Origin of the sequence: Listeria sp. SHR_NRA_18, assembly GCF_003856515.1 — a bacterium.
Classification (GTDB): Bacteria; Bacillota; Bacilli; order Lactobacillales; family Listeriaceae; genus Listeria_A; species Listeria_A newyorkensis.
This window is the reverse complement of the sequence record NZ_QPKR01000007.1, coordinates 28187-45048: the sequence shown is the minus strand read 5'-3', so window position 1 is coordinate 45048 and position 16862 is coordinate 28187. Positions and strand designations below refer to the sequence as shown.

Annotated in this window: 14 protein-coding genes; all 14 read left to right on the top strand. The window is 41.0% G+C overall.

The genetic code is table 11. The annotated features are described in order from the left end of the window. Positions 1–17: 17 nt before the first annotated feature. Positions 18–1220, top strand: a complete 1203-nt coding sequence (locus tag DUK53_RS11325) for a glycosyltransferase family 4 protein (protein ID WP_052165029.1) — start codon at positions 18–20, stop codon at positions 1218–1220. Continuing rightward, on the top strand, positions 1207–2475 hold the full coding sequence (locus tag DUK53_RS11320; RefSeq protein WP_124892739.1) for a glycosyltransferase: 1269 nt from the start codon (positions 1207–1209) through the stop codon (positions 2473–2475). Before DUK53_RS11325 ends, DUK53_RS11320 begins: the two co-directional genes overlap by 14 nt. A 4-nt stretch (positions 2476–2479) precedes the next feature. Beyond that, complete coding sequence (locus DUK53_RS11315) at positions 2480–2815, top strand: hypothetical protein (protein WP_036091042.1); 336 nt, start codon at positions 2480–2482, stop codon at positions 2813–2815. Next, on the top strand, positions 2812–4920 hold the full coding sequence (locus DUK53_RS11310) for a CgeB family protein (RefSeq protein WP_052165028.1): 2109 nt from the start codon (positions 2812–2814) through the stop codon (positions 4918–4920). Before DUK53_RS11315 ends, DUK53_RS11310 begins: the two co-directional genes overlap by 4 nt. 10 nt (positions 4921–4930) lie before the next feature. Then, a complete protein-coding gene (locus DUK53_RS11305; RefSeq protein ID WP_103034777.1) occupies positions 4931–7081 on the top strand; it encodes a glycosyltransferase family 4 protein in 2151 nt (716 codons plus the stop codon). Continuing rightward, complete coding sequence (locus DUK53_RS11300; RefSeq protein ID WP_036091045.1) at positions 7056–8024, top strand: hypothetical protein; 969 nt, start codon at positions 7056–7058, stop codon at positions 8022–8024. Before DUK53_RS11305 ends, DUK53_RS11300 begins: the two co-directional genes overlap by 26 nt. A 24-nt stretch (positions 8025–8048) precedes the next feature. Continuing rightward, entirely contained in the window at positions 8049–8840 is a 792-nt protein-coding gene (locus DUK53_RS11295; RefSeq protein WP_036091048.1) for a hypothetical protein, read from the top strand. Between the two features lie 233 nt (positions 8841–9073). After that, complete coding sequence (locus DUK53_RS11290; RefSeq protein WP_124892737.1) at positions 9074–9268, top strand: hypothetical protein; 195 nt, start codon at positions 9074–9076, stop codon at positions 9266–9268. A 141-nt stretch (positions 9269–9409) separates the two neighbouring features. Continuing rightward, positions 9410–10102, top strand: coding sequence for a Crp/Fnr family transcriptional regulator (locus tag DUK53_RS11285; protein WP_036091050.1), 693 nt, complete (start codon positions 9410–9412; stop codon positions 10100–10102). A gap of 113 nt (positions 10103–10215) precedes the next feature. Next, positions 10216–10926: a polyphosphate polymerase domain-containing protein gene (locus DUK53_RS11280; RefSeq protein WP_036133019.1), complete on the top strand. Its 711-nt coding sequence runs from the start codon at positions 10216–10218 to the stop codon at positions 10924–10926. Continuing rightward, positions 10926–11603, top strand: coding sequence for a DUF4956 domain-containing protein (locus DUK53_RS11275; protein WP_036091056.1), 678 nt, complete (start codon positions 10926–10928; stop codon positions 11601–11603). Before DUK53_RS11280 ends, DUK53_RS11275 begins: the two co-directional genes overlap by 1 nt. 181 nt (positions 11604–11784) lie before the next feature. Continuing rightward, positions 11785–12696, top strand: a complete 912-nt coding sequence (bla, locus tag DUK53_RS11270) for a class A beta-lactamase (RefSeq protein ID WP_036133017.1) — start codon at positions 11785–11787, stop codon at positions 12694–12696. A 512-nt stretch (positions 12697–13208) separates the two neighbouring features. Then, entirely contained in the window at positions 13209–15851 is a 2643-nt protein-coding gene (locus DUK53_RS11265; protein WP_036133015.1) for a cation-translocating P-type ATPase, read from the top strand. Next, the gene (locus tag DUK53_RS11260; RefSeq protein WP_036091064.1) at positions 15844–16785 is read left to right on the top strand and encodes an L-lactate dehydrogenase; all 942 of its coding nucleotides are present in this window, start codon (positions 15844–15846) and stop codon (positions 16783–16785) included. The genes DUK53_RS11265 and DUK53_RS11260 overlap by 8 nt, the downstream gene beginning before the upstream one ends. Positions 16786–16862: the final 77 nt, after the last annotated feature.

The window sequence follows — 16862 nt, the reverse complement described above, 5'->3', positions numbered from 1 at the left end:
CAGAAATGGGAAGCTCTATGAAAAAAATCTTAATTATTTCACAAAACTTTTATCCTGAAATCGGTAGCGCTGCGAATCGTACGAAGTTCTTATTTCAAGAATTTTCTGAGTCTAGCGAAGTAACACTCATCACTACTGATCCGCGATACCCTAATCAAAATTTATATAAACAAGATGATTTTTGGGAAGAAGGCTTGGACGAAACGCGTGTTATCCGAGTGAAGCCTCGCACGAAAAAGTATGCCAATAGCATTCTAAAACGCTTCCTGTTTTATCTAGAAGTTATGTGTCAATTCATTCAAGCTATCATGCGACAAGGCAAAGATACCGATACGGTTTACATTTCAACACCGCCGATTTCGGTTGGCGTTGCGGGACTTTTCGCTAAGCGCTTTTTAAAGACCAGGTTAATCGTAGAAGTAAGAGATTTGTGGCCTGAGACTTTGCTTGGTGTTAAACGCTGGAATAATCGTTTATTTCTTCGTTTTGCTTACTGGCTAGAAAATAAAATTTACCAACAGGCAGATGAAATTGTGGTCAATAGTGAAGGCTTTGTAGACTATATTGTTGGAAAAGGTGTACCCAAGAAGAAAATCCACTTCATTCCGAATTCCCTAACAGAAGCAGAGTTCGAGTGTAGCGCTAGCCAGAATAAGCAACTGCATCAAAAACCTAAAACGGTCATCTATACTGGAAACGTCGGTTTAGCACAGGAAATGGATTGCTTTTTTGAATTAGCAGAACGCTTCAAAACAAACGACGCCATTACATTCAAAATTATTGGCTATGGCTTTAGACTCCAAGAAATTAAGGAGCGACTAAAACAATACCAGCTAACAAACATCGCGATTCTTCCACCGCAGAAACGCTCGCAAGTTTTAAAAGAAATTGGTAAAGCGGATGTGGCATATGTGACACTCGTAGATCATCCCATTTTTGAAAAAGTGATCCCTGGTAAAGTCATTGATTACATGGGTATGGGTGTACCAATAGTTGGAAACGTGTCGGGTTATAGTAGTCGTGTTATTGAAAAAGCAAAATGTGGCTATACATTCCAACATAGTCAAGTCGATGAGATGTATCAAAAAATAAAAGAACTCATTGAAAATCCAGAAATGGCTCAGGAGATTGGTCACAACGGGTATCAATATGCATACCAAAATCACCGCTGGCAACAAAATTTCAAGAAAATGGAGGCTGTAATCAATCGTGACAACTAAAGTCGGTATGTTTGTATGGAACTATTTCACCAATGATGCACGCGTTTTACGGGAATGCACAGCGCTTAGTGAAGCTGGATATCATGTAGATTTAATCGCATTACATCAAGCCGGATTACCAAAAGTAGAACAAAAAAATGCTAATTTCCACGTTTACCGAATGTCTCGAAAGTTACCATTCACTCCAATACTGAGCTGGCTTAAAAACAAGAAATATCTACTCGGAATGCTTGCATTAGTGTATGCCATTGCTTGCTTTTATTGGCCATTACTCCTCCTCTTATTACTAACCTCCCTCTTATTTACAAAACCAATGCGAACTATCATGTTTCGAAGTATTGTTTTCTTACGGATGGTACGTGCAGGTTTTCGTCAGCGATATGATATCTATCACGCAAATGACTTGAATACATTGCTACAAGCTGTCATTTGTGCGAAATGGCTAGGGCGAAGTAAACTTATCTACGATTCGCATGAAGTTCAGACAAGTAGAACTGGATACGATAGCCCTTTATACGGTATAACAGAACGCTTTTTGCTACGATTTGTGGATGTTTGTATCCATGAAAACCATACACGTGCAGCTTATGTAGAAGAACGCTATGGTTTTTATCCAGAAGTTGTGCATAATTATCCATTTAAACAAGAGCAAGATACGAAAATGACGGTGGACTTACACCAGCAACTAGAAATACCGCGCGAAGAACCAATTTTACTATATCAAGGTGGAATCCAGTCGGGGCGTGGTTTAGATCGATTAATCGAAGCCGTTCCGCACATCAAAATGGGAACCATTGTTTTAATCGGAGATGGACGCATAAAGCCAGCATTAGAAAAAAAGGTGGCAGAGCGAAAATTGGAAAACCGAGTGAAATTTATGGATAAAGTAGCATTAGAATCCTTGCCAAGTCACACGAAAGAGGCATACTTAGGGTTCCAAATACTCAATAATACGTGTTTCAATCATTACTCCGCTTCATCGAATAAGTTGTTTGAATATATTATGAGTGGGATTCCAATCATTGCTTGCGACTTTCCAGAAATAAGCCGTGTTGTTAAAGGATACGAGGTTGGCTTAACCGTCAATTCACACGATCCAGAAGCGATTGCTAAAGCTGTTAATGAGCTAGTGAATAATCCGGAAAAAAGAAAAAAATTGCATCAAAATTGTTTGCAAGCACGTGACATTTTTAATTGGGATAAGGAAAAACTGATTTTTCTAGCTATATACGAAAAAATAGTAATAAGGAGTTAAAGCAATGACGAATGCAGAACAGCAAATAAAGCAGTTGAAAGAAAAAATCACAGAGCAGGAGCAGGTCATCCAGAAAAAGCAGGTAGAAACGACTGCTTTCAAGAAGAAAATATATGATTTGCTAGGAGAACAGAAGTCGGCGCTGGAAACCTTAAATATGGAACTAGCAGAACGACAAAATGAAGTACAAGCACAGAAAGAAAAATGTGCTAAGACACTACAGCAATTAGAACACATGAAACAGCGTTATGAACGTTTGAACGATTCTAAACTTGTCAAAATATCACGCAAGTATTGGGCTATGAACAAGAACACAAAAGCTAAAGGAGAGAACCAATGATCGACATTAATGAGCTGTACGAAGAAATTGAAGCTGTCCAAAAGCAGATATTGGACGATACGAACCCTAATATTGTCGATGTGAAGCAATTAAATGCGATCGAAAATTGGCATAATCCTAGCAAAAAATTAGTGACTTACGAGCAAAATGGTCATCTGTATATATCAAGTTCAGATTCCAGTTTTGATTACCTTACTTTTCTTGAAAATAACAATGTCTTCACGAGGGAACCAGCACACGGTATTCCAGTGATGCCCAAAGAGACACTAGAACTTCATTTTGAAGCAGAAATGATGGGAAATGTTTCTGTGAAAATGGCATTGATTGAATATAATCATTCTGAAAAATGTAACGTGTCATTTTTCAATCCAAATAAAAAAGTTAAAATTCATTTGTCGGAAGAAACAACACAAGTACGACTCGCATTGAAGATAACCCATTCCGGCGTAACAATAGTAAAACGCATGCAATTAGAACGTGTCGTGGCAAGCGAAGTAAATAGACAAACGATGACTCTAACAGCACCAAGCCATGCACCAGCGATTAAAAGTTTGAAAGATTTACAAGTAGCCTGCATTTTCGATGAATTTACACGTACTTGTTACGAAAAAGAAGTACAGCTTTTGCCAATCACTCCAACAGATTGGCGCGAAGTATTGACTGAAAACCGCCCCCATTTCCTATTTGTGGAGTCGGCGTGGAAAGGAAACTATGGCGCGTGGGAGTTCAAGATTGCTACCTATAATAATCAGTCAAAAGAAGAACTTTTCGACTTGCTAGATTGGTGTAAGGAGCAAGGAATTCCAACTGTTTTTTGGAATAAAGAGGATCCGATTCATTTCGAGAAATTTATTGCCACGGCTGAGCGGTTTGACTATATTTATACGACAGATGCCGATATGATTCAAAAATATCAGGAACGTGCAGGACATACCAATGTATTTGCCCAAAGTTTCGCGGTACAGCCATCGATGCATAACCCGATTGCTTTGGCAGAGCCACGCATAGACAAGATGTGTTTTGCAGGTTCTTATTATGGTAATCGACATGAGGAACGACGCAAGGATATGGAGGATGTGCTTGATGTGGCGCTTGATTATGGCTTAGCTATTTATGATCGTAATCATGGCAAACCATTAAAGGATAAAGCGATGTTCGAGTTTCCTGAGCGTTATCAGCAAGCGGTTCTTGGAAGTTTACCCTACAGTGAGATGGAATTGGCGTATAAAGGCTATAAATATATGATTAACATTAACAGTATTAAGTACTCGCCGACGATGTTTTCTCGCCGTGTATTTGAAGGGCTAGCTTCTGGGACACCTGTTCTGAGTAGTTATTCGAAAGGAATTCGCCGCCTCTTTGGAGATGTTGTGATGATTTCGGAGGACACGGACAAGCTACATCAACAAATGCAAGCCATTACGAAAGATGAGCAGATCTATAATCAAAAATCACTTGCTGGTATTCGAGCAGTTTACCGGGAACACACCTATCAACACCGTTTGGCCAGCATGCTAGGCGATTTGAATATAGCTGTACCAACATTTACAAAAAATGTGACGATTGTTTCGGTCGCCCGTTCTAAACAAGCATTTAAGAAAATTCTAAAGCAATATGAAGCCCAGTCTTATCAAGGAAAAAAGCTAGTCGTTTTTGTAACGATGTTTGACGAGGCAATTGAGCTAATGAATCAATACAATACAGGAGATATCAGCGTATTTGTCCATAGTTACATGGCACATTACAACAAGATAGCTGAGGTCATTGATACGGATTATTTCGCCTATTTCTCAGATCTTCATTTCTATGGAAGATATTATCTAGAGGATATGATGCATGCAGCGCTCTACAGTGAGGCTGATTTTATTGGAAAAAGTGAAGCGCGTTATGAATTTGTGACGGATCTTCATTTCCATAGTAGTTTGATTGCAACAGATTGGCATTTTGGTAAGAAGTTACCAGTATTGTTGAGCGAGATGGAGCAGGATGCATCGATGGCCCCTTATTTGAAACAAGGAGCGCGATTATTCAGTGCTGACACCTATAATTTTATGAAAGACGGCAACGAAATAAAACCAGAAGAACGACAGCAGATCGAGATTTAGGAGGAATAGTGTGAGAACTTTAAAAGTGTTAGTGTATGGAGATGTGGATTTGAATATTATGGATGGGTCAGCAGTATGGCTTACCTCGATGGCTGGAATGCTAGCTACAAATCCAGATATCCAGACTGAAATTTTGCTAAAAGCACGTATCAAGAATACACTATTAACCGACGAAATGGCAGGCTACCCAAATGTGAAGATGATCCAGCCTTATGAGGATTTGGGAAACCGCTCCTTTGCTAACGGAAACCGGATGAATGCTGCGGAAGCGGTGCGTGTGATGAAGGAACTCGATGCTAAAAATCACTATCATTTAATTATTGTTCGTGGTTTCGATTTAGTACGCCAGCTTGTGCAAGAATCTAAATTAGTAGGAAAAACAGTCCCTTATATTACGGACTTTAATCATACGCTTACAAGGTCATCACGAAAAGAACGTTCCGAGTTAGGAGAAGTATATAGACGTTTTCCAAACCTTTTCATGCAAACCGAGCCAATGAAACAGGCCTTTATGCGACTTATGAACGTGGATGGAGAAAAAATTCAAATTTTATTCCCAATGGTACCGAATGGAGCGGCTCAACCGAGTTTTCGAAATGAGAATGACCGCTTAGTTTACACTGGAAAGTTTGCTGCGGATTGGTATACAGAAGAAATAGTAGAAGCAGCTTCAGAATTAGAAGGAAATATAACAGTTGGTATTGCAGGAGATAAATTCCAAGGCGAATTAACTGCTAAAAAAGAGCAGATTATGAAACAATTTGCGGAAGAGCCGAAGATTGACTGGCGTGGAGCCATGTCACGTTCAGCGAGTCAACAATTTATTGAAGACGGAGATATTGGCATCAGCTGGCGCAGTGAAGTCATTGACAATGATGAATCGGTAGAATTATCTACAAAGTTATTGGAATACGGGCGCCTTGGGAAACCAGTTTTGCTGCGACGTACCAAAATGCACGAAGGTTTGCTTGGTAAGGATTATCCACTATTTGTAACGACAAAAGAGCAATTTATCGAAAAAGCAACGCAGAGTTTAACAGACAGCACGTTGTACGAAAAGGCCGCACGTATGACATATGGAGCGAGTCAACATTTCACGATGGCAGCATCTTACAAGCGTTTAAGCTCCTTCCTATGGAGTTATCAAAAAGATAAAATCCGCGTTGTTTTTGCGGGGCATGACCTGAAATTCCTGACGATGGCAATAGATGCATGTGAGGCAAATCCTCGTTTAGAGGTAAAGGTTGATAAATGGAAAGGACATGCGACCCACGATGAAAAAGCGAGTCAGAAGCTACTAAACTGGGCAGATGTTATTTTTTGTGAATGGGGATTGGGAAATGCGGTCTGGTATTCGAAACATAAAAAGGCCCACCAAAAGCTCATTGTCAGGATGCATTTGCAAGAGCGTGAAACCGAACATCCAGCGAACTACACAATGGATAATATCGATCAAATCATCGCGATCTCACCGTATATTTTTGAAGAGTTCCACCGAGTTTGCGGAATTCCACGTGAAAAGATGACGATGATCTATAATATGATTGATACGGCACAATATCGTCGCAAGAAAACAGTCGATAGTCGCTACAACATTGGTGTTTGTGGTATTTTGCCAAGTCGTAAGCGCATGGATTTAACACTAGATATTTTAGAAAAACTATGGCAGAAAGATAAGCGTTACCGTCTTTATGTGAAAAGTAGAATGCCACAAGATTTGCCGTGGTTGATGCAACGTGAAGATGAAAAAATGTATTATGATGCTATTTTCAAACGGATAGAGGATGCACCATGGAAAGACGCTGTTATTTTTGACGAGCATGGTGATGATGTTCCCGAGTGGATGAGAAAAATTGGTTTCATGCTATCGACAAGTGATTTTGAAAGTTTTCATTTGGCACCGATGGAAGGCATGGCATCTGGAAGCGTACCATGTGTTCTTCATTGGCCAGGAGCAGAAACGATTTATCCAGAAGAGCATATTTTTGAGACGACGGAAGACATCGCGGAATATATCGGAGCATACAAGCAAACGCCCGACAAAAAACTAGAGCTGCGCCTTTATCCTCAAGCCAATTTTGATAAATTGATTATTTGTAAAAAATTAGAAAACGTGATAATGGAGGCGTTCGTAAATGGAGAAACTAGCAACAAACATTGAGATGGAAACGACAACAGGAAAAACGCCAGTGCAGTATCATATTGCCACATCGAATCCGGTAAGTGAATACCTTCTTGTATGTTTTGCAGAGCTGAATGATGCTGGCGAACCGTTTGATTATTTGGGAGAAGTCAGTAAGACGTATGATCAGAATCGACTTTTCCTGATGCCCCCTGCAAAGGAGAATAACAAAATCACGCAGGCGCAATATGAAAAAACAGCGAATGAACTCGTGGAATCTGTTGCGGAGAAGCTCAAGGTGAAACGCCAAAATATCATGATTACAGGTTACGGTGAAAGCGGTGCAGTGGCCATTTATTTTGGCTTACGATTCCATTACAACCATACGATTGCCGGCGATCCAAAAACCTTGAAAAATCACTATCTTTTTCATCAGAATGTGGTGAAGGCGTCTCTAAAAGGCAATCAACGGATAGATAAGTTATTCTCACAACTTCATATCGAGGATTTTAATCGCCCGCACGTTTATTTTTACAGTGGGTCTAGTTCTCAAAATTATGAAGAAGAGACAAAATATATGTTAGAGGTTCTAAAAGAGAAGCAAGTTTTGAGCAAGGTTTGCCGTCAACGTAATGTTGGTATAGCAGGTTTTCCAAACTTTCTTGAAAAAGAGCTACATGAGCATACGAACCAATTGGCGTGTGAGGAAATCATTGCTTGGCAACACGATAATAAAGTACTTGCCGAATGTGTTTTGCCCGAATATTTAATGGAAGATAAGAGCGTCGAATTTGCGTATTATTTCTATAAAATCGGTGAAAAAGAAGCGTTGCACAAAACCAAATATCAAGCAAGTTCCCAGTACCGTTATACAGCGGAAGATGGTGGCAGTTATTTTGTCAAAGTATTCATCAAGCGAAACAAAGACACAATCACGAAAAACTCAGGAAAAATCCGCATTACTGTCGCGGAAGACTTCTAAAATGATAATGGAAAAGGTGAAATTATGTTACATGGCAGGCATTTGAAAAATGGGAGCAAACATTTGATCCTTGTTTTTCAATCAGTCAGTAAGAAAATTTTGGACGAGATACCAAGCGTATTGGACGGCACGGCAGATCATGCAAAAATCAAGAAATTGCACGAACGGTATAACTGGATGAATTTTTGTATGGATTATAAAGAAAGTGACTATTTATTTGTTCAAGATTATTTTTCAGATAGTTATGGTTGGTATTTGTTCGACGGTGGCAAAGCGATTTATAATGAGTTAAATCAGGAATTAGAGCAGTTTATTAAGAAACACGGTTATGAAAAAGTCATCGCGTTTGGTAGTAGTAAAGGTGGGACCGGAGCATTGGTATATGGCGTTTTGAATCCTTATATCACAGATGTTTTTTCGCTTGTACCACAAGTGAAGGTAAGCAACTTTATTGACCGGTACCACGCCACAGAGAAAGAAGCTTTTTACCGAGGTAACACAGAACTGGAAGAGGAAGTAGATACATTCTTCTTTGATCCAAAAAATTACCAGCAAGAAGCGATAAAAAATACGACATTCCATTTATATACAGGGAAAAACGATATGCAGTTTGCGGAGTTAATGGCATTTAAAGATTATTTGCAAGCACACAATGTACGTGTGAAAATGATTGTTAATTCGTTTCGTAAAAGCCACAGTCCACTCGTGACAGAGCATACTGAATTGGTTTATCAAACAATACGAGATATCAACGAATCGCGCACGCTTACATCTCCGGAGTTGATTCGACTGAATGATGATGCATATATGATTTAATTTTAGAAGGGCTAAAAAGGGTTATCACAAAAAGGCCAGCCTGCAAGCATACGAATAGAAGTTAGCAAGAGTAATTAACTCCATACTGCGTCCGTATTTATCATTACTTTATGTACGGCGCAGGTACATTGCCTCGATACAAAATAGAAAGCAATACTTCTTCCTTTTCCCCATACTACCATCACGACTATACCTACGAAAAAAACTTGATTATGACACAAGCGTGAATAATCTTGAATCCCCGATTGCCACACTACTATGTGAACAACGCATACAGTATCCAAAATGTTTGTATACAGGATTATTATTATATTGAGGATGTGATGGAAGCCAAGCGACTAGTATGTGAAAAAGCAGTAACTATCGGTATGCATATCGGTTCTGGAGACGAAATCGCGATTTTAAAAGTATTACTAAATAGGCAATAACGCCCGGGCTATGTAAGATGTTCTATTACTTACAAACTAGGCTATCACCGAATGAGTGTGAAAAAAGTTTAACCACTTTAAAGATGCTATGTTACAAAGACAAACTAAAAGATACATGAAAATTAAAAGGAGGCATTCATTATGCTACAAACATTTGGTGTTGAAATCGACGAAAATTTCCTGGAAATACTGCTATTTTCCAATAAATCATTTGATAAATATTCCAAAAAGAAAGTACTACCAGCTAAAACAGTTATTGATTCCACGGTGACAGACAATCGATCGTTTATCTATATAGAGAAGGGCTTGACCAAAATTGTGGCAAGTCATAACACGAAGGAGACTACTATTTCATTCTCGGGGGATGGCGAATTTATTGGTTTTGCATCATTATTATCAAGGGGAAGCAATCAGTTTGAATTAGAAACGATTTCAGAAACAACAGCGTATTTTATTGATCCATACTTCGTTTTAAATGTTATTGACGAATCGGGTTGGGGGACTTCGATTCTACTAAAAATTATTGAAAATTTAACACAATCCGTGAACTATTACGGCAAATTTAACCTACTACCGGCAAAAGCAAAAGTAGCAGCATCTTTGCTACACCTAGAATCTAAAAAACTAGGTAAATCGGTTGGACACTTACCAAAAGAAATTTGCCAACATCATTTAGCTAGCTATTGTCAAATTACACGCGAGTATGCAACGACGATACTATCTAAATTTGAAGAAGAGGGGCTTGTTAAATTAACGCCGAAACCAATTACAATTTTGGATAGTCATGCACTAAAAGAAATGGTTGGGTTTGAAATATCAGGATCTTTGCATTAATAAATACATGGCGTGAAGTGTTGCTATTAGTATGCTTCGCGTCGTGTAATCACTATAGATAGATATAGAGTATTAAAAAGTATATTAAGAATATTCAAGAAAAGGTGGATGGTATGCAGATTTTTGAACGGAAAGAAAAGAAGTACATCTTGAGTGAGGAGAAATACAGCTTGCTGTTAGATAGAATTTCTGAGCACATGAAAGAAGATAAGTATGGCTTACACACCATTTGCTCGCTTTATTATGATACAAACAACTACGATTTAATTAAGCGATCGAGTGAAAAGCCGACATTTAAGGAGAAGTTCAGAGTTCGCACATATGGGGTTCCAAGCTCTGAGCAGATGGTCTATTTAGAAATCAAGAAGAAATTAAAAGGGATTGTGTATAAACGAAGAATTTCGATGCGCTTGAGTCAAGTAGATGCATACATGAAAAGCAAGGAAGCGCAACAATTTGACGACAGATTAAATCAGCAAATTAGCAACGAGATTTTTTGGCTAAAGAAAAAAGAGACAATCGCGCCTAAAGTTATCATTTCGTATGATAGAAGAGCTTTTAGCGCCTACAAAGAGGACGAGTTTAGAGTAACATTCGATGCGAAAATACGGTGGCGTAACGATGATCTCCAGTTGGCAAATGGTCATGATGGGGAACTTGTGGCACCAGAAATAGATGTATTAATGGAAGTAAAATCACTGCATGCTTATCCTTTATGGTTTGTACGAATACTTTCTGATTTAGATCTTTATCCATCCAAATTTTCAAAATATGAGCAAGTGTATAGACGCTATTTAAACAATCAGAAAGTAGGAGTTTTGTAATGTTAGAAAATGTAGTAAAAAGTTCAATGGTGAACTTAGATGTGTGGCAAATTATCATGTATAGTGGAGCTTCGGTTCTTTTAGGGGTACTTGTGGCTTGCGTGCACATGTATCGCAACACCTATTCGCAAAGTTTTATCGTGACATTGACGATTTTGCCAATTTTGGTGCAGTCGGTCATCATGCTGGTCAATGGAAATGTGGGTACGGGTATCGCTGTTTTAGGAGCGTTCAGCTTGATTCGTTTCCGTTCTGTGGCAGGTGGCGCGCGCGAAATTAGTAGTATTTTTTGGTCGATGGGTATTGGCCTTGCAACTGGAATGGGATATATTATGTATGCGCTCATTTTCTCTGCCTTTGTTGCGGTCGTATTGATTGTCTTGACGCGCACGAGATTCGGATCAAAAAGTAAAGTGGCGGAGCGGAGCCTGCGTATTTCGATTCCTGAGGATATTGATTACGCGAACCTTTTCGATGACTTATTGCAAAGCTATGGCTATGAAATCTCGCTTGAGCAGGTGCGGACAACGAATATGGGGAGTTTGATGGAGCTTCGTTATTATATTAAACTAAAAAACGTCGAGCAGGAAAAAGAACTCATCGATGCCATCCGAACTAAAAATGGGAATTTACCAGTTATTTCGGGTCGCGTTTCGAGTATTAAAGCCGAATTATAAAATTAAAGTGAGAGTCTGGGATGATAGCCTAGGCTCTTATTCGCGAAAAAATAGCCCAAAAGATAAATTTGTATATAATCATCAAATCATTAATGTTTTCTTTCTGTTTTCTGTAGTTTCTATTTAAATTTCTCCGATAGAATAGACTTTGTGACAAATAAGTCTAGGAGGAGTTGAAAAAATGGTTTTCAAAAAATATGTGGTAGGATTGCTGTTTCTTTTTGCAGTAACGGCTTTGGTGGCGTGTGGCATGCCTGAAAAGGACGTGGCGGCTACTAAAACCAAAAAGGAGACGGCGATGGAAGAGGCTAATGCAGAGTTGAAAAAACTCGAGGAGAAGTACGGCGCGACGTTAGGAATTTATGCGGTCAACACGGCGGATAAGAAGAAAATCAGCTACAACGACCAAGAACGATTTGCCTACGTATCTACGTACAAAGCAATTGCTGGGGGATTATTACTTAAAAATCTAACAACAGAACAGTTAAATAAGCGCATCTATTTCTCAAAAGAAGATTTAGTCGACTATTCACCAGTCACAGAAAAGCACGTGGACAGCGGCATGACGGTGAAAGAAATTATTAACGCAGCCATGACATACAGTGATAACACGGCAGGAAATATCTTATTCCAGCAATTGGACGGTCCTAAAGGCTATCAAAAAGAGCTCGCAAAAATTGGCGATAAAACAACGCAGGCCGATCGATTGGAACCAGAATTAAATGAGGCAGTGCCAGGAGATAAGCGTGATACAACGACTCCTGAGGCGATGGCAAACGTGCTATCCTTCCTCACCACGAAAGGAAATATGGCGTCTGATCGTTTGGATTATTTCAAGCAAACGCTGATAGATAATACAACGGGCGATAAATTGATTCGCGCAGGCGTTCCAGCTGGTTATACGGTTGGCGATAAAACTGGCGCTGGATCATACGGTACTCGGAATGATATCGCAGTCATCTATCCGAAAGACAAGGACGCAAAACCGCTAGTCTGGGTTATCTATTCCAAAAAATCGGGCAAAGACGACGAATACAACGATCAATTGATAGCAGACGCGGCAAAAGTACTTAGTAACTATTTTGCTTTATAATACATTTTATTAGGTTGAGAGAAAGGAGACTCGCTTCATGGGTTTCCTTTTTCTGTTGTCAAGAAAGAAATTGTCATATATGAGTCCTAGGTCACACAATTTTGGCCTGAAAAAAGAAATCAATGAGCTACGGTTTCGCACCTTTTTATGGTATTATTAGAGATGAAAGTAATAGTGGAGATGAGGGCGGTGAAGGGGACTGTCAAGCGTTGTTTGCAGTTGCATTTTTCACACTATTTACAATTAGTCGTTGATCACACATCGGAATTCTAAGAAACAGCTTTGTACATAACATAATAAGGCTAGAACAACTCGTAAAATCTTGAAAGAATGCTATTTTTGATCAGGAATAGGTATTAGAGTGGTTGTAGTCTATTTTTTCGGGAATAGAGAGAGTAGCTATTTGATTATGACATACACCACGGAGACACGAATTGTAAGATTACTTTAATAGTGCAATTATTTTAAAGGTAGAATCACGAATTTGGAAACAGAGTGTGGAGGTAATCAGGATGAAATGGATGGAAAAAGAAATACAAGCCATTTTTACAGCGCTTAATACGAGTGCTGACAAGGGGTTAACAGGTGCGGCTGCGTCGACGAAGAAGGCCGAGGTTGGACCGAATAAATTCGAGGAAGGGCAAAAAGAGACGTTGCTCGCTAAAATTGGGCATCATTTGCTGGAAATCACGACGATTATTTTATTGGTGGCTGCGGCGATTTCGCTTTACTTGGCGGTTACGACGGGTTATGGTTATCCGAAAGTCATCGTTATTTTGGCGATTGTAGTGCTGAATATGGTACTGGGAATTTATCAGGAAAACAATGCGGAGCGGGCGCTTGAGGCGCTTCAGAATATGAATGCGCACATGACGTTGGTCGTTCGCGATGGCGTGAAGCAGGAGATTGACGCGACGGAATTGGTGCCTGGGGACGTGATTGAACTTGGCGCGGGGGACATGATTCCAGCGGATGCGCGGATTATTGAGAGTAGCAGTTTGCAGGTCGAGGAGTCGGCGCTGACCGGGGAAAGTTTGCCGGTGGAGAAGGACGCGGACGCGATTGTGAGCGAGAAGTCGCCGCTTGGAGACCGCTTTAACATGCTGTTTTCGGGATGTCTGGTGACGGGAGGTCGTGCGCGGGCTGTCGTTGTGGAAACTGGGATGCATACGGAAATGGGAAAAATTGCGAGCCTGATTAACGCGACGAAGAAAACGGAGACGCCACTTCAAAAACGCTTGAAGGAACTTGCGAAACGTTTGAGTATTGTGGCGCTCGTGGCTGGTGTACTAGTGTTCGGAATCGGCTTATGGCACGGGGAAACGATGATTGAGATGTTGATGATCGCGGTATCACTTGCGGTTGCAGCGGTTCCGGAGACGCTTCCTGTGATTGTGACGATCACGCTTGCTTATGGCGTACAGAATATGGTGAAGAAAAACACGATTATTAGACGGATTCCAGCCGTGGAAACGATTGGGAATACGTCGGTAATTTGTTCGGATAAGACGGGGACGTTGACGCAGAATAAGATGCGGATTCAGCAGATTTGGTCTGTGGGCGTGACGCCAAAACCGGTGGAGGAGACGTTTGATGCATCGGAAAATGAGCTTTTGGAAATGCTGAGCTTATCGAATAACGCGACGATTGAAGTGACAGACGGTGAGGAGACGATTATTGGGGACCCGACGGAATCTTCTATTATTCGTTTGCTGAATGAGAAGGGCTTGGCAAAAGCGGATTTGGAGCAGAAATCACCACGGGTATTTGAATTGCCGTTTGACTCGGAGCGGAAGTTGATGACGACGATTCATGAAGTGGATGGTGGATTCCTCTCGATTACGAAGGGTGCTTTTGATCGGATTCCGGTTGCTTTTTCGGAGGATTTGCTGGAGCAGGCACGGGAGATTCATGATCGGTTTGCGGAGAAGGCCTTGCGTGTCATTTCGGTGGGTTATAAACGCTACGCCGAGATGCCAGAGGATTTGACGGCGGAGGCGCTGGAACACGATTTAACTTTTGCGGGGATGGTTGGGATGATTGATCCGCCACGACCTGAGAGTAAGCGCGCGGTTTCAGAGGCGAAGCAAGCGGGAATAAAAACGGTAATGATTACGGGAGACCATATTGTGACGGCTTCCGCGATTGCTAGGGAAATTGGTATTTTGGAAGAGGGCGACAAATCGATTACTGGCGCGGAACTTGCCGAGATGTCGCAGGAGGAATTGGAGCGCACGGTACGCGATTATGCGGTGTATGCGCGCGTGAGCCCTGAGGATAAAATTCGGATCGTGCAAGCATGGCAGAAAAACGGTGAAGTGGTGACGATGACGGGGGATGGCGTGAATGATGCGCCGGCCTTGAAAGCAGCGGATGTTGGAGCTGCGATGGGAATCACTGGTACCGATGTATCGAAAAATGCGGCGGATATGGTGATTACGGATGATAATTTTGCGACGATTGTGGATGCTGTGTCGGAAGGTCGGACGGCGTATGAGAATATTCGCAAAACGATTTATTTCTTGCTCAGCACGAACTTTTCGCAGATTTTCATTATGTTCATCGCGATCACACTTGGATGGGGCGCGCCAGTTGTGGCGGTACAATTGCTGCTTATTAACGTGGTTGCCGACGGGATTCCTGGTTTTTGTTTAAGCCGTGAAAAAGCGGATGCCAACGTGATGGATCGCCCGCCGATGAAGAAAAACAGTGGTATTTTTGCCAATGGTTTAGGTGCGAAAGTCGCGACGCAAGCGGTCGTGTTTACCTTCGTGACATTGATTGGATTTTATATTGGAAGATTCGTGGATATTAATGCCGAAATTGGCGCCAGCGCTGAGGTTGGGATGACAATGGCGTTCGTTATTTTAGCTTGGTCATCGGTATCGCATATTTTCAACGTTCGCAGCGACGAGTCTATCTTCAAAATTGGTTTTTTATCGAATAAGCCACTATTCTTTAGCGCGATGCTATCGATGGTGATTATTTTGCTAATGGTTCTCATTCCGCCGGTTGCTAACATGTTCTATCTTGTGCCACTAAGCTTGACGCACTGGTTGCTAGCATTCGGATTATCGGTTTTCCCATTAGTATTTGTAGAAATTCAAAAAGCAATCAAAAATCGTAAACAAAAAGGAGACGAGAAATATGCGTAACGACAAACAAAAAGTGATTTTAGTAGGTGCTGGAGACGTTGGAGCAAGTTATGCCTTCGCATTGACAGCGCAAAATATTGCCCGCGAAATTGGCATTATTGATTTAAATGTAGGTAAAAAAACAGGCGATGCATTGGATTTATCGCATGGTTTGGCATATACGTCACCAAAACAAATCTATGTTGCGAGCTATGATGACTGCGCAGATGCCGATCTCGTCGTGATTACGGCAGGCGCGGCACAAGCACCCGGCGAAACGCGACTTGATTTAATTGGCAAAAATTTAAAAATCACGAAAGCCATCGTGGATAGCGTCATGGCAAGCGGTTTTGACGGACTATTTTTAGTAGCATCAAATCCAGTGGATGTCTTGTCGTATGCGGTTTGGAAATATTCCGGTCTACCAAAACACCGCGTCATTGGATCTGGAACATCTCTTGATAGCGCTCGTTTCCAACAAGCACTCGCTGAACTTGTCGGCGTCGATGCTCGCGACGTGCAAGCCTATACACTCGGCGAACACGGTGACAGCCAATTCCCAGTTTGGTCACACGCGAATATCGGTGGTTTGCAAATTAAAGAATGGATGAAAGACCATCCGGAAATTACCGACGACGTTCTGGATGAGCTATTTCACAAAGTTCGTGACGCCGCCTACGAGATTATCGAGCATAAAGGTTCGACTTATTACGGTATTGCGATTTCGTTGGCCCGCATTACAAAAGCCATTTTTAACGATGAAAACGCCATTTTGCCACTTTCGGTTTATTTAGAAGGTCAGTACGGCCACAACGATATTTATATTGGCTCAACAGCAGTCATCAATCGCGAAGGAATCAAGTTTATCATTGAAATGCCGCTGAACGAAAAAGAACAATCGGACATGGATAAATCGGTTGGGGAGATCAAGGATATGATGCACGACTTCTTCTAACCCGCTCAGCGAAGCGAGAAGACTGCATTTCCGTCGTTAAAAGCTGTGCTCCGATGCTCACGTACAATCGTACGCTC

Coding starts and splice junctions, on each gene's coding strand:
- DUK53_RS11325 (WP_052165029.1), top strand. CDS start 18: ATGAAAAAAATCTTAATTATTTCACAAAACTTTTATCCTGAAATCGGT.
- DUK53_RS11315 (WP_036091042.1), top strand. CDS start 2,480: ATGACGAATGCAGAACAGCAAATAAAGCAGTTGAAAGAAAAAATCACA.
- DUK53_RS11310 (WP_052165028.1), top strand. CDS start 2,812: ATGATCGACATTAATGAGCTGTACGAAGAAATTGAAGCTGTCCAAAAG.
- DUK53_RS11300 (WP_036091045.1), top strand. CDS start 7,056: ATGGAGAAACTAGCAACAAACATTGAGATGGAAACGACAACAGGAAAA.
- DUK53_RS11295 (WP_036091048.1), top strand. CDS start 8,049: ATGTTACATGGCAGGCATTTGAAAAATGGGAGCAAACATTTGATCCTT.
- DUK53_RS11285 (WP_036091050.1), top strand. CDS start 9,410: ATGCTACAAACATTTGGTGTTGAAATCGACGAAAATTTCCTGGAAATA.
- DUK53_RS11280 (WP_036133019.1), top strand. CDS start 10,216: ATGCAGATTTTTGAACGGAAAGAAAAGAAGTACATCTTGAGTGAGGAG.
- DUK53_RS11275 (WP_036091056.1), top strand. CDS start 10,926: ATGTTAGAAAATGTAGTAAAAAGTTCAATGGTGAACTTAGATGTGTGG.
- bla (WP_036133017.1), top strand. CDS start 11,785: ATGGTTTTCAAAAAATATGTGGTAGGATTGCTGTTTCTTTTTGCAGTA.
- DUK53_RS11265 (WP_036133015.1), top strand. CDS start 13,209: ATGAAATGGATGGAAAAAGAAATACAAGCCATTTTTACAGCGCTTAAT.
- DUK53_RS11260 (WP_036091064.1), top strand. CDS start 15,844: ATGCGTAACGACAAACAAAAAGTGATTTTAGTAGGTGCTGGAGACGTT.